The sequence below is a fragment of the Bradyrhizobium sp. 521_C7_N1_3 genome (genome assembly GCF_052075975.1).
Classification (GTDB): Bacteria; Pseudomonadota; Alphaproteobacteria; order Rhizobiales; family Xanthobacteraceae; genus Bradyrhizobium; species Bradyrhizobium japonicum.
This window is the reverse complement of sequence record NZ_CP197232.1, coordinates 3,462,740-3,475,485: the sequence shown is the minus strand read 5'-3', so window position 1 is coordinate 3,475,485 and position 12,746 is coordinate 3,462,740. Positions and strand designations below refer to the sequence as shown.

Sequence of the window (12,746 nt, the reverse complement as noted above, 5' to 3'; positions counted from 1 at the left end):
TGCGGACCTGCGCGCGGCCCGCCGGACGCGAAAATCGTGGCGCGGTGCAAGTCTCGCCCGTATGGTCTCCCCAAAATCATAATCCGGCGCCGCTGCGCTGGAACCGGGACGCCCGCGTTTGTCAAAGCTCACTCTGCCGGTCCGGCTCGCTCTTCTGGTCACGGGAACGATGTTGCCGCTGATCGTCTTTGCGGTTGGGATTGCCTATTCCAACTACCGCCAGGACCGCAGCGACGCGACACGACGCGTGCTGGAGACGGTGCGAAGCATGCGCCTCGTGCTCGATTCAGAAGTGCTGCGGATGACCGGCGGCTTGCAGGTGCTGGCGCTCAGCAACGCCCTGCAAAGCGGCGACTTCGACGACTTCCGCCGGCTGGCGACCGGGTTCATCAGCCAATATGGTGAGGACAGCGTCCTGCTGGTGGCGGATGGGAGCGGGCACCAGCTATTTTCGACCGTCACGCATGAAACGACAAACCTGCCGCCCCGCAACAATCGCGACATCGTCGAGCGGGTCTTTGCGAGCAAGTCGCCGCAATATTCCGACCTGTTCACCGGCTCGACCAAGAACCGGCCGATCGTGACCGTCGAGGTTCCCGTGCTGCGCAACGATGAGGTCGTCTACGCGCTCTCCTTCAGCCCGCCGATCGCGACATTCCAGAAACTGGTCGAGCAGCAGCGGCCGAACGATCAGTGGACGGTGTCGCTGCTGGACACCAAGGGTCGCGTGTTCGCGCGCGCGCCAAATCCTGCCGAGACGTTCGGCAAGCAGGCCTCCGGCGCGCTGAACGATGCGATGGCCCGGACGCCGGAGGCGACGCTCTCCAGCGTTTCGCTCGACGGCGTCGCGCTGTCCTCCGCCTATACGCGGTCACGGCTGACCGGCTGGACGGTCGTGGCCGGTGTCGCCGAGAGCTCGCTGATCGCCCCGCTCTGGCGCGACATCGCGATTACCAGCCTGATCGGCGGCATCCTGCTGCTGACCGGCCTGACCTTCGCGGTGCGGATGGCGACGACGATCGCGCGCGGCGAGATGCTGCACAATCTGCTGATCGAGGAGCTCAACCATCGCGTCAAGAACACGCTGGCCTTGATGCAGGCGATCGCGGTGCAGACCTTCCGAAGTTCAAGCCGGGACGAGCGGACCAAGTTCGAGGGACGGCTCGGTGCGCTCGCCGAGGCGCATAATCTCCTGAGCCAGGAGAAATGGGCGGGCTCGGAGCTGAGGGATGTGATCGCGCGCGTGCTCCAGCCGTTCCTGCTGAGCAATCCCGATCGCATCCGCATGGCCGGCCCCGCCGTGCCGCTGTCGCCGCGGCTCGCCGTGGTGCTGTCGATGATCGTGCACGAGATCGCCACCAACGCCGCGAAATACGGCGCGCTGTCGAACGAGACCGGCCGGGTCACGCTGGATTGGGAGGTCATCGCCGACACGCCGAAGTCGCGGCTGCGGCTGATCTGGAGCGAGATCGGCGGACCGCCGGTGACGGAGCCGGTGCAGCGCGGTTTCGGCTCGCGCCTGATCGAGCGCAGCGCGCGCGACCAGCTCGGCGGCGAGGCGACGGTCGACTTCCTGCCGCGCGGCGTCGTCTGCACGGTGATGTGCGTACTGGACGAAGCGCGGTGAACGGATTGAAGGAACATTGGCAATGAAGATCACCAAGGTGCGCTCGCACATCCTCGAAGCAAAGCTCTCGCAACCCTTCGCCTATTCGCGCGCCTGGTACGACACGCGCACCGCGATGCTGGTCGAGATCGAGACGGATGACGGCCTGACCGGCTGGGGCGAATGCTACGGGCCGGCGCGGATGACGGCGGCGGTGGTACAGAGCATCGCGCCCTGGCTGATCGGCGAGGATCCGCTGCGCACCGACGTGCTGTGGCAGATGGTCTACGCCCGCTTGCGCGATCACGGCCAGAAAGGTGTCGTGATCCAGGGCCTGAGCGGCATCGACATCGCGTTGTGGGACATCAAGGGCAAGCATTTCGGCGTGCCCGCGCATCAGCTCCTCGGCGGTGCCGCGCGCAAGGAGGTGGCCGCCTACGCGACCGGGCTCTACCGGCGCAAATCGGGCGATCCGCTCAAATACCTGCCGGAGGAAGCGGCCGGCTACGCCGCGGAGGGTTTCCGCGCCGTGAAGCTGAAGGTCGGCTTCGGCATCGCCGAGGATGCCGCGGTCACCCGCGCGGTGCGCGAGGCGATTGGCCCGGATGTCGCGCTGATGGTCGATGCGAACCACGCCTATGACGCCGTTGCGGCGATCCGGCTCGGCCGCCTGATCGAACGCTACGACATCGGCTGGTTCGAGGAGCCGGTGCCGCCGGAGGACGTCGCGGGCTATCGCGCAGTGCGATCCGCGCTGACGATTCCCATCGCCGGCGGCGAATGCGAGTTCACGCGCTTCGGCTTCCGCGACCTGTTCGCATCGCATGCGCTGGACATCGCCCAGCCCGACACCTGCGCGGCCGGAGGCCTCTCCGAATGCAAGAAGATCGCCGACATGAGCGAGGCGTTCGGCATCCGCTACAATCCGCATGTCTGGGGCACCGGGATTGCGATCGCGGCCTCGCTGCAGCTTCTCGCCGTGCTGCCGTCACACACACCGACCTCGCTTGCGCCGATCGAGCCGATGCTCGAATTCGACCGCACCGAGCATCCGATCCGGCAGGCAATCCTGAAGGAGCCGCTCGAGCACGAGAAGGGTGTCGTGCGGGTGCCCGACAGACCGGGGCTGGGCATCGAGATCGACCGCGAGGCGCTCGCGCGCTTCGCGGTGAGCTCCTAACCGATCGTCTGCAACGCCGGGAACGTCTCGAGCAGCCAGATGCTGACATTCGAGACCGCGCCGGTGAGGAAGCCGATGCCGGTGATCACCATCAGGACGCCCATGGCGCGCTCGACATTGACGAGTTGGCCCTTCATCCGCGCGAACAGCTTCGAGAACTGCTCGATCATCAGGGCGGCGATCAGGAAGGGAATGCCGAGGCCGGCCGAATAGACTGCGAGCAGGCCCGCGCCCTTCGTCACCGTCGCCTCCGCCGCGGCGATCGAGAGGATCGCGGCGAGGATCGGGCCGATGCACGGCGTCCAGCCGAAGGCGAAGGCGAGGCCCATCACATAGGCGCCCCACAGGCCGACAGGTTTGGGCGCGGTCAGGCGCCCCTCGCGCATCAACAGGCCGATCCGCGTCAGCCCCAGGAAGTGCAGGCCCATGATGATGATGACGATGCCGGCGAGGATCGACAGCTCGGCCGACCAGGCACGGATCAGTCCGCCGATCAGCGAAGCGCTGGCGCCGAGCGCCACGAACACCGTGGAGAAGCCGAGCACGAACAGGAGCGCCGACATCATGATGGCGCGCTTGGACGCCGAGGCCGGCTCCTTGTTCTCGACATGCTCGATCGTGGCGCCCGTGAGATAGATCAGATACGGCGGAACCAGGGGCAGAACGCAGGGAGAGAGGAAGCTGACGAGGCCGGCAATCAGCGCCGCCGGGATCGAGACATTTTGCATGATGCAGTCGGAGCCATCTCAGGCTCTTTGGCCGCGCGCCGGGAATGCGCGCGGGCGGGAGCCGAACCGGCTCTGGTGTAGCCGATGCCGGGGAATGCGCACAACAGAGGCGCACGAAACCAGGCTCCTCCCGATGCCGCCTGCGATCACAGATGCGGCATCGGGACGCGCACAAACCTCGCCAAAAAGCGAGACTCGGCGGCGCGGCTACTTCACCACGCGGAGCAGCGGACGCCGGGGCTGGTCCTGCGTCTGCTTGGAGGGGGGCTGCGGTTCGCTTCCAGCGCTCCGCAGCATTTCGTCGCACAGCGCCTTGAGATCGGCACTGTCAATTCCTTTGAGTTTCATCCGCACGTCGAGGATGACGATGGACAGCAGCTCGGCCGACTCGCGGTTGTTGCTCTCGTTGAGAACCTTGCGGCACTCCTCAAGCGTTTCCAACACCGACTGCAACTGTTCGTCTGAATGCGACACCGGCGTTCTTTCCGTTAGTTCGGCCTGCGAGACGTGTTTGTGGAAATCCCCTCGGCCCCCATGGGATACCGAGAATAACACGAGGCGCCGACGCCTCCGAACATGATTTCAGTATGATTTTGCCGGGAAACCGTGGTTCCCGCGAACATCGACCCGCTGCGCGGGACGCCATTATCGTCGTGGCCGGGAGTCGAACGCGCGGCATCGGATGATCGACCCATTCCGCGCGGCGATAGCTCGCGCGCAAGGACTGCCGTGACGGAAAGCGCCGACAATCCTGCAGCCATATTAGGGCTCGCAACGGAACTCACGCCACACCCCTCATTCCAACGACGGTCGCCCGATTCGATTCTCAGCCTTGGTAGCACTCGGATACCACCGATGAGGTGGTAACGATGGCGTTCAAAAGTCACCGTTCCCCAACCCGCAGTGGTTGTGGTTTGCGCCCAATTCTGCCAGTTTAGCAACCCGAAGGGACTTGTATGCACTCCTTGGCGGAAAGGGGCGTTCCACTGGAGGAACGCCCAAAGATCAACATCAGCGGCCTCTCCGATTGGGATGCGGCCCGCATATTCTTGGAAGTCGTTCGATGCGGCAGTTTTCGCTCGGCGTCTGAACGCCTGTCGCTGTCGATCAACGCCGTCCGCCGCCGGATTGATGATTTCGAGCGCCAGACCGGCACCACCCTGTTCACCCGCGACGTCCACGGCACGCATCTGACCGATGAAGGTGCACTGGTGGTCTCCGCCGTCGAGCGCATGGAGGCGGCTGCCTTCGACGTGCTGCGCACCAGCGATTCGACGGCCAACGCCCTGTCCGGCGAAGTTCGCGTGGCCGTCACCGAGGGTCTCGGGACGTTCTGGCTCGCCCCGCGACTGGTCGAATTCCAGCAGGCCTATCCGAAGATCCTGGTCGACCTGCACTGCGCGATGCGCTCGGCCGACGTCTCTCGTCACGAAGCCGACGTCGCCATCCATCTGTCGCGTCCCTCCGCGCTCGACGTCAAGCTGGTGCGGCTCGGCCGCATGCACCTGATGTTCTGGGCTTCGGAAAAATACCTTGAGAAACACGGCACGCCGCGCTCGGCGCTCGAATTGATCAAGCACCGCCTAGTGCTGCAATTCGCCGACCAGCTTGCCGCCAAGGAAACCTTCGAGAGCTTCTTCCCAGGCGTTCCGGAACGTGACCTGCTGGTCATGAAGACCAACGTCTCAAGCGCCAATTATTGGGCGGTCGCGAATGGCGCCGGCATCGGCGTATTCCCGAGCTACGCCATTGCGCTTGGCGGGAAGTTGATTCCACTGGAGGTCGAGCTGAACAGGCCGCTGGATATCTGGTTGTCCTACCACCCTGGTAGCGGCCGGATTCCCCGCGTTCGGCACATGATTGACTGGCTGATCGAGGCTTTCAATCCGGCGCGATTCCCGTGGTTTAAGGAAGAGTTCGTGCATCCGCATGAATTCAAGGACGAGTATATGGGCGAACCCCTGACCCAGCTCTTCGGGGGATTTTCAACCGAAGAACAAAGGTGAGAGTATGAAAACAGCGGCGAAAAGAATGAAGCAGCGCAGTGCCGGCAAGCCGGACATTGAGCTTGGCAAGCGGATCCGCCTGCGGCGCGTCGAGATGAAGATCTCGCAGGCCGAGCTCGGTGAGAAACTCGGCGTGAGCTTCCAGCAGGTCCAGAAATACGAGAAGGGCGTCAATCGTGTCGGCGCGGCTCGGCTTCAGCAGATCGCCACCGCTCTCGATGTGCCCGTGACCTTCTTCTATGACGGCGACAACAAGGCGCGCGAAGTCGAGAGCCTGCTGTTCCTCGATTCCGCCTTCAGCCTCCGCCTGCTGCGCGCCTACAGCAAGATCAAGGACCAGACGGTGCAGCGTCAGCTCGTCTCGCTGATGGAATCGATCGCAGCGAACGAGGCCTGAGCCGGGCTCTGACCTTTACCGCCGATGTTCAATCCGCCGCGTCACGGGGGCGCGGCCGGATTGAACGAGACCCAGTCCGCGCGCTTGCGCGCGGCTCTCCTTTCAGGGCGGCCAAGCCGCCCTTTTTTCTTGCGGATTTCTTGCTGCCGGTTTCCCGGCCCGCCATTGTCGCGGATTTCGCGAACCGATCCCGCCCCTGCCGCGACCCAATCGAGACGCCCCGCCTCGAACGCGCGGGCTTTCGACTGCCGTGCTTAGTGGGACCTCAACTCCTGGGCTCTAGCTTCTCGCCGATTTTTGCGAATCGGCGCGCGTGGCGCGGCGAGCGTGAATTGCCAATGCGAGCGCCCGTCCGGGCCTCGTCCTCGTGGGGAAGATGGGACACATGTCGAAACGCCATGCGATGATCGTTGCCGTCGGCGTGCTCGCGAGCGCTTCCGCGCTGGCGCAAACCGAAACCACGGGACAGGCGGGCCTCAGGCCGGCAACGGCGGCCGGTACGGTGCCGGCAGCGGCGAACCCGGCCCATGCCGCCGCGCCGAAGGCCTCCGCGCCCGCTTCGACGGCGGAGAGCCGCTCCGCCGCGGCGCTCGCGCTGACGCACGAGCCAACCTATGACGAGGGCTCGGCCCAGCGCATCAAGGATGCCGCGCTCAGCTACTCCGACCTTGCCGTGCGCGGCGGCTGGCCGACGATCCCGGCGGATGCCAAATTCGCGGCCGGCGTCCAGGGCGCCAATGACGATCTCTTGCGCAAGCGACTGATCCTCTCCGGCGACCTCGCTGCCGACAAGACGAGCGGCGCCTTCGACCAGGATCTCGCCGACGCCGTAAAACGCTTCCAGGCCCGCCATGGACTGGCGCCGACCGGCACGGTGACGCCGCGCACGGTCGCGGCGATGAACGTCTCCGTGCAGAAACGCATCCGGCAGCTGGAGGCTTCGCTCCAGCGGCTCGAGAACATGAATTTCGGCTTCGGCCAGCGCTATGTCGTGGTCAACATCCCCGCTGCGTTCGCCGAAGCGGTCGAGAACGATGTGGTGGTGCGGCGCTATCGCGTCATCGTCGGCAAGACCGAGAAGCCCTCGCCGACCCTGACGGCCCAGATCACCAGCGTCGTGCTCAATCCGACCTGGACGGTGCCGTCCTCGATCGCCAAGACCGAGATCTCGGCGCATATGCGCAAGGATCCGACCTATCTGTCGCGCATGCACATGGAGGTGCTCGACGCCCACGACAATCCGATCGACCCGCATTCGGTCGACTGGTCGGGCACGCACACGCCGAACTTCACCGTTCGCCAGCACAACGGCACCTTCAACGCGCTCGGCGCGGTGAAGATCGACATGCCGAATGCCTATTCGGTCTATATGCACGACACCAACCAGCGCAATCTGTTCAGCGACGACTACCGCTTCGATTCCCACGGCTGCTCGCGCGTCGACAATGTGCGCGATCTCGCCGCCTGGCTGCTGAAGGACCAGCCGAAATGGAGCCGCGCCGCGATCGATGCCGAGATTGCGAGTGGCCAGCACCTCGAGGTCGCCATGGCGAAGAAGGTGCCGGTGGCCTGGATCTACCTCACGGCATGGATGACCAAGGACCAGACCGTCCAGTTCCGCAACGACGTCTATAATCAGGACGAGCAGTTGCTGGAGGCCACCGCCGAAGAGGCGGCGTTCTTCAGCAATGCCGGCAGCCATCCCCTGACCGCTCACATGCACGTAACGCAGTAGAGCATGATCCGGAAACGTGTACGGCGGTTTTCCGAGAAGATCATGCTCAAGGAATAACCGCTTCTCGCGCCATGCAATCGCGGCACAGGCGGATGCAAAGCCGCGTCCCTCGTCGCGGTTGACCCGGGCCGCGCCCCGGCCGCACATTGCACCCGGCCTACGACAGCGAGCGCGCAATGCCTGACATGTCCAGCACGACCGAAATACACCATGCCGACGGCAGGATCCTCAAGCAGGTCATCGACGGCGTCGGCGTGATCACCTTCAACAATCCCGACAAGCGCAACGCGATGTCGCTGGAGATGTGGGAGGGATTTGGCGAGGCGCTGACGAGCCTGCGCGATGACGAGACGGTTCGCGTCGTGATCCTGCGCGGCGCCGGCGGCAAGGCATTCGTCTCCGGGGCCGACATCAGCCAGTTCGAGAAGACCCGCCACAACGCGGCGGCGTCCGAGGAATATGCCAAGCGCAGCGCCGCCCAGCGCGCACTGCTCGCCGACTATCCCAAGCCGACCATCGCCTGCATCGAGGGCTTTTGCCTCGGCGGCGGCATGCAGGTCGCGATGCTCGCCGACATCCGTCTCGCCGCACATGGCAGCCAGTTCGGTATTCCCGCGGCAAAACTCGGCATCGCCTACGGCTATGACGGCTTGAAGCATCTGGTGTCGCTGGTCGGCCCGTCCTGGGCCCGGCTTCTGATGTACACGGGCATGCGGATCGATTCCGCCGAGGCGCTGCGCATTGGCCTCGTCGAGCGCTTGTTCCCGATCGACGAGTTGTGGGGTGAGACGATGACGATCGCGCAGACCATCTCCGAGAACGCCCCGCTCGCGATCAAGGCCGCCAAGATCACCATCGCTCAGGTGTTGAAGGACGAGAGCCAGCGCGACCTGGAGGCGATCAAGGCGATCAGTCACGCCTGCATGGACAGCGCGGATTTTCGCGAGGGCCGGCAGGCCTTCATGGAAAAGCGCAAGCCGCAGTTTACGGGCAAGTAGCCTCGGCGTCCGGCCGCGCCAAACCAAGCAGCGCGAATGCGCTCATGCAATGACCTGACCCTGCCGATTGACGAGCAATACGGCTTGGATAGATCAGTGTCAGCATCGCTGACCAGCCTCTGAAAAATTATCGGAGTGGTCGATCGGAGGAAAACGGTCTACGTTCCGAGCGCTCGGTCGAATTGCGATGCGGACCTGGAGCCACCTCATGATCAAAACTCCAGTTGTTTTTGTTGTCAGAGCCGCGGCGGGATTTCGTTCGCGCACCCTCATCGGGGCAATCGGCTCCGTACCCAACTTCAGTAAAGCCCAACCGTCTATGTCATTTGGCGCGAACCGCCAACGGACTGCCGAGAAACACGTGATCAAACATGGCAACGGGAGAAACGCCTATGGGTATCAATCTAAAAAGCGCATGTGACGGGATTCTGCAAAAGGTCGTGACCGGCAAGGACCGCGTTCCCGGCGTGGTAGCGATGATCACGGATCGCTCGGCCAACATCTATGAAGGCTCGGCCGGCGAGCGCAGCCTCGGCGGACGCCAGGCAATGACGACCGATACCGTGTTTGCGATCTTCTCGACCACGAAGGCCATCACTGGCACGGCGGTCCTGCAATGCGTCGAGGACGGCAAACTCGACCTGGATGCCCCCGCCAAGAACTACGTGGCTGACATTGGCAAGCTCGAGGTGCTCACCGGGTTCGATGCCAAGGGTAATCCGAAACTGCGGGCTCCGGCGCGCGACATCACGACCCGGATGCTAATGCTGCACACCGCCGGCCTTGGCTACGATTTCTTCAACGCCAATTATCTTCGCTTGGCACAGGAGCGCGGCCAGCCGAGCGTGGTGACCTGCTCGAAGGCATCCCTGAACACGCCGCTACTGTTCGATCCCGGCGACAAATGGGAATATGGCAGCAACATCGACTGGGCCGGCCAAGTCGTCGAAAGCATCCGCGGCAAGCGCCTTGGCGAGGTGATGAGGGAGCGGATCTTTGCGCCACTCGGCATGGAGGACATCGCCTTTTCGCTGCCCCCCGCGATGCGTTCGCGCCTCGCCACGATCCACCAACGCGAAGCCGACGGATCGCTGACTCCCCTCCCCGATATGCAACTGCCGCCTGAGCCCGAGGTCCACATGGGCGGCCACGGTCTCTATGGCTCGATCGGCGAGTACATGAAGTTCATTCGCATGTGGCTGAACGACGGGGCCGGATCGCAGGGTCGTGTGCTCAAGAAGGAAACGGTCGAGGCTGCCGTACGGAACGGCCTGCAGGCACATCAGACCGTCACGATGCTACCCGGCATCATTCCGAGCCTGTCGAACGATGCCGAGTTCTTTCCCGGCCTGAAGAAGTCCTGGTGCTTGACCTTCATGGTGAACGACGAGGACGCGCCGACCGGCCGACCGGCCGGAGCTATCGGTTGGGCTGGACTCGCCAACACGTTCTACTGGATCGATCGCAAGAACGGGTTCGGCGGATATTGGGCGACGCAGATCCTGCCGTTCGGCGACCCGACCTCCTTCGGCGGCTACATGGAATTCGAGACTGCCGCCTACGCCACCGGCGAGGCGCGCGCCGCGGCGTAGTGCCGGGCGAGCGGCCTACCTGCGCCACGGCGCCTCCGCTTTCCAGACTCGATGGAGCGAGGGCGCCGTGAGCGCGGGCTTTCAGATGGCACGGAGCTTCTGTTCTGCTCCCGCAGGCCGGTGCCTTCACAAGGCGGAGAACCACTGAACACGAATGCACGGAGAATTCTCACAACGCGAGGCAGGTCATGACAAATATTGAATCCGCGCAACGAGCTGGCGCGAAAGCCGACTTCGATGCGATCATCATCGGCGCCGGGTTCTCCGGCATGTATATGCTGCATTCGCTGCGCGACAAGCTTGACTTGAACGTCACGGTGTTCGAGGCCGGCGACGGTGTCGGCGGCACCTGGTACTGGAATCGCTACCCCGGCGCGCGCTGCGACTCCGACAGCTACATCTACTGTTACACTTTCGACAAGAACCTGTTGCAGGAGTGGAACTGGTCCGAGCGCTACCCGGAGCAGGACGAGATCCTGCGCTACCTCGAGCACTGCGCCGAGCGCTTCGACCTGAAGCCCGACATCCAGTTCGGCAAGCGCGTCGTCGAAGTTCTCTTCGATGAGGACACTGAGCTGTGGACCGTACGCACCGACAAGGGCGACGCCGTGACGACGCGCTACGTCATCCCGGCCGTCGGTGCCCTATCGACCGCGAACGTACCACCGATCGAGGGGCTGAGCTCCTTCAAGGGCAAGTGCTACCACACGAGCCGGTGGCCGCACGATGGTGTCGACTTCACCGCGAAGCGTGTTGGCGTCATCGGCACCGGAGCCACCGCAGTGCAGGCGATTCCGGAGATCGCGCAACAGGCCAAGCACTTGACCGTGTTCCAGCGCACGCCGAACTTCTGCGTGCCGGCCCGCAACGGCCGTGTCGATCCCGAGGTCACCAGGGCGCGCAAGGCCGATTACGACGGAATCCGGCAGCGCATCAAGGATTCCTTCTTCGGGTTCGAGCTGAATTTCATACCGCAATCGGTGCTCGAGACGACGCCCGAGGAACGCGAGCGGCAGTTCGACAAGATGTGGGATGCGGGCGGCTTCGCCTTTTGGCTGGCGAACTATCAGGACATGTTCTTTTCCAAGGAGGCGAACGACGTCATCGCCGACTACCTCAAGCGAAAGATCCGCTCGGTCGTCAACGACCCGGCGATCGCCGAGAAGTTGACGCCCAAGTCTTACCCCTACGGCACCAAGCGCCAACCGTTGGACACCAACTATTTTGAGACCTTCAACAAGAAGAACGTAGCGCTGGTGGATGCGAGCACCGACGGTCCTATCGAGGAGATCACGCCGAATGGCATTCGAGCGGGCGGCAAGGAGTATCCGCTCGACATCATCGTCATCGCCACCGGCTTCGACGCGATGACCGGCCCGCTGAAGAACCTTGGCATCAAGGGTCGCGGCGGCCGGACGCTGGTGCAAGAATGGGCGGATGGCCCACAGACCTATCTTGGCCTGGCGATCGCCGGTTATCCCAACCTGTTCACGATCACGGGTCCGCAAAGCCCTTCGGTGCTATCGAACATGCCGGTCTCGATAGAGCAGCATGTCGAATGGATCACCGAATGCATCGCCCACATGCGAAGAAACAAACTTTCGACGATTGAGGCGAGCCCGCAGGCGCAAGACGCATGGGGCGCCCACGTCGCCGAAATCGTGAACTCGACCCTCATGCCCGGCACCAATTCCTGGTACATGGGCGCCAACATAGAAGGCAAGCCGCGTCGATTCATGCCCTATCTCGGCCCGGAGGGCGTGGGCGGATACCGCAGAAAGTGCGCCGAGGTCGCAGAGAAGGGCTACGAGGGCTTCGTATTCAGAAGCACTGGCCAAAGCGGGACCATGCACACGATTGCAGCCGAGTAGGCTCAACGAGTCATGACCGGGCGCCGCGTTCAATGTCGCGGCTCCCGTCATGGCCGCGCCGACCGGCAATGCGGCGCCGGCCGGGCCAATAGTCCGCGCGAGGCATCAATATCCCTCGCGCGGGACCCGCGAACATTACGCTGTCATGAGCCGGACGTTTTAACGACTAGCTTTATGTTAAACAGGTTGACGCCCTTGAATGGGTTCGGTGCGCTTTCAATCGTTCCCGTGCCCGTGGCGTTCGCATAGGAACCTGTGCCCGAAAGGATCGTGTATTCGCCCGTTGATTTGCCGTCTTTGGCCGAGCCGGTGTAACGCGCCGTAATCGAGCCGTCCTCGAAGGTGTAAGTGCTATAGCCAAAGAAGGGGCCCGCCCCCTTGAGCGAATCCGAAGCATTGACGAACTCTTTCACCCCGATACGACCATCGTTGAAGACGGCGACACCGAAGAATTTACCGGATACGACCGTCTGTCCTTCGACGTTTGCGGCCTCTATGACCTTAACGTCGATCGCCTTCGTGACGAGCTTGAACTCAAGCACTCGCTCACCGGCTACAGCGGTTGACGCCGCGACGGCCAATGCCACGCCAGAAAGGAAAAAGGTGAGAAACTTCCGCATAGGCTCCTCCTGC

The 12,746-nt window shown here is 63.5% G+C and carries 12 protein-coding genes; 9 read left to right on the top strand and 3 right to left on the bottom strand.

Going from position 1 to position 12,746, the window contains the following annotated elements; all coding sequences use genetic code 11:
• Positions 1-169 precede the first annotated feature (169 nt).
• The gene (locus AB7008_RS16165) at positions 170-1,627 is read left to right on the top strand and encodes a sensor histidine kinase (RefSeq protein ID WP_441261209.1); all 1,458 of its coding nucleotides are present in this window, start codon (positions 170-172) and stop codon (positions 1,625-1,627) included.
• A 22-nt stretch (positions 1,628-1,649) separates the two neighbouring features.
• Positions 1,650-2,786, top strand: a complete 1,137-nt coding sequence (locus AB7008_RS16160; protein ID WP_441259065.1) for a mandelate racemase/muconate lactonizing enzyme family protein — start codon at positions 1,650-1,652, stop codon at positions 2,784-2,786.
• Here AB7008_RS16160 and AB7008_RS16155 read toward each other — a convergent pair.
• Together AB7008_RS16155 and AB7008_RS16150 are read right to left on the bottom strand one after the other, a co-directional pair.
• A complete protein-coding gene (locus AB7008_RS16155; protein ID WP_014497032.1) occupies positions 2,783-3,514 on the bottom strand; it encodes a cytochrome c biogenesis CcdA family protein in 732 nt (243 codons plus the stop codon). The two genes, AB7008_RS16160 and AB7008_RS16155, sit on opposite strands and share 4 nt — an antisense overlap.
• A 207-nt stretch (positions 3,515-3,721) precedes the next feature.
• Positions 3,722-3,988 (bottom strand): hypothetical protein, encoded by a 267-nt coding sequence (locus AB7008_RS16150; protein WP_028152051.1) that lies wholly within the window; start codon positions 3,986-3,988, stop codon positions 3,722-3,724.
• Between the two features lie 482 nt (positions 3,989-4,470).
• On the opposite strand from AB7008_RS16150, the gene AB7008_RS16145 reads away from it, so the two are divergent.
• From AB7008_RS16145 to AB7008_RS16115, 7 genes are all read left to right on the top strand, one after another.
• Positions 4,471-5,520, top strand: coding sequence for a LysR family transcriptional regulator (locus AB7008_RS16145; protein WP_014497035.1), 1,050 nt, complete (start codon positions 4,471-4,473; stop codon positions 5,518-5,520).
• Between the two features lie 25 nt (positions 5,521-5,545).
• A complete protein-coding gene (locus AB7008_RS16140; RefSeq protein WP_014497036.1) occupies positions 5,546-5,917 on the top strand; it encodes a helix-turn-helix domain-containing protein in 372 nt (123 codons plus the stop codon).
• A gap of 385 nt (positions 5,918-6,302) precedes the next feature.
• Entirely contained in the window at positions 6,303-7,652 is a 1,350-nt protein-coding gene (locus tag AB7008_RS16135) for a L,D-transpeptidase family protein (protein WP_441259064.1), read from the top strand.
• A gap of 176 nt (positions 7,653-7,828) precedes the next feature.
• On the top strand, positions 7,829-8,650 hold the full coding sequence (locus tag AB7008_RS16130) for an enoyl-CoA hydratase (RefSeq protein WP_441259063.1): 822 nt from the start codon (positions 7,829-7,831) through the stop codon (positions 8,648-8,650).
• Between the two features lie 208 nt (positions 8,651-8,858).
• Positions 8,859-9,071 carry a hypothetical protein gene (locus AB7008_RS16125; protein ID WP_152621049.1) on the top strand — a complete coding sequence of 71 codons (213 nt, stop codon included), beginning with the start codon at positions 8,859-8,861 and terminating at the stop codon, positions 9,069-9,071.
• Positions 9,043-10,242, top strand: coding sequence for a serine hydrolase domain-containing protein (locus AB7008_RS16120; protein WP_441259062.1), 1,200 nt, complete (start codon positions 9,043-9,045; stop codon positions 10,240-10,242). The genes AB7008_RS16125 and AB7008_RS16120 overlap by 29 nt, the downstream gene beginning before the upstream one ends.
• Before the next feature lie 188 nt (positions 10,243-10,430).
• Positions 10,431-12,113, top strand: a complete 1,683-nt coding sequence (locus tag AB7008_RS16115) for a flavin-containing monooxygenase (RefSeq protein WP_441259061.1) — start codon at positions 10,431-10,433, stop codon at positions 12,111-12,113.
• Positions 12,114-12,256: 143 nt separating this feature from the next.
• Here AB7008_RS16115 and AB7008_RS16110 read toward each other — a convergent pair whose 3' ends face one another.
• A complete protein-coding gene (locus AB7008_RS16110) occupies positions 12,257-12,733 on the bottom strand; it encodes a hypothetical protein (protein ID WP_441259060.1) in 477 nt (158 codons plus the stop codon).
• Positions 12,734-12,746: the final 13 nt, after the last annotated feature.

What these genes read in the sequence shown, in the direction of transcription:
- AB7008_RS16165 (WP_441261209.1), top strand. Translation starts at nt 170, where the DNA reads ATGTTGCCGCTGATCGTCTTTGCGGTTGGGATTGCCTATTCCAACTAC.
- AB7008_RS16160 (WP_441259065.1), top strand. Translation starts at nt 1,650, where the DNA reads ATGAAGATCACCAAGGTGCGCTCGCACATCCTCGAAGCAAAGCTCTCG.
- AB7008_RS16155 (WP_014497032.1), bottom strand. Translation starts at nt 3,514, where the DNA reads ATGCAAAATGTCTCGATCCCGGCGGCGCTGATTGCCGGCCTCGTCAGC.
- AB7008_RS16145 (WP_014497035.1), top strand. Translation starts at nt 4,471, where the DNA reads ATGCACTCCTTGGCGGAAAGGGGCGTTCCACTGGAGGAACGCCCAAAG.
- AB7008_RS16140 (WP_014497036.1), top strand. Translation starts at nt 5,546, where the DNA reads ATGAAGCAGCGCAGTGCCGGCAAGCCGGACATTGAGCTTGGCAAGCGG.
- AB7008_RS16135 (WP_441259064.1), top strand. Translation starts at nt 6,303, where the DNA reads ATGTCGAAACGCCATGCGATGATCGTTGCCGTCGGCGTGCTCGCGAGC.
- AB7008_RS16130 (WP_441259063.1), top strand. Translation starts at nt 7,829, where the DNA reads ATGCCTGACATGTCCAGCACGACCGAAATACACCATGCCGACGGCAGG.
- AB7008_RS16125 (WP_152621049.1), top strand. Translation starts at nt 8,859, where the DNA reads ATGATCAAAACTCCAGTTGTTTTTGTTGTCAGAGCCGCGGCGGGATTT.
- AB7008_RS16120 (WP_441259062.1), top strand. Translation starts at nt 9,043, where the DNA reads ATGGGTATCAATCTAAAAAGCGCATGTGACGGGATTCTGCAAAAGGTC.
- AB7008_RS16115 (WP_441259061.1), top strand. Translation starts at nt 10,431, where the DNA reads ATGACAAATATTGAATCCGCGCAACGAGCTGGCGCGAAAGCCGACTTC.
- AB7008_RS16110 (WP_441259060.1), bottom strand. Translation starts at nt 12,733, where the DNA reads ATGCGGAAGTTTCTCACCTTTTTCCTTTCTGGCGTGGCATTGGCCGTC.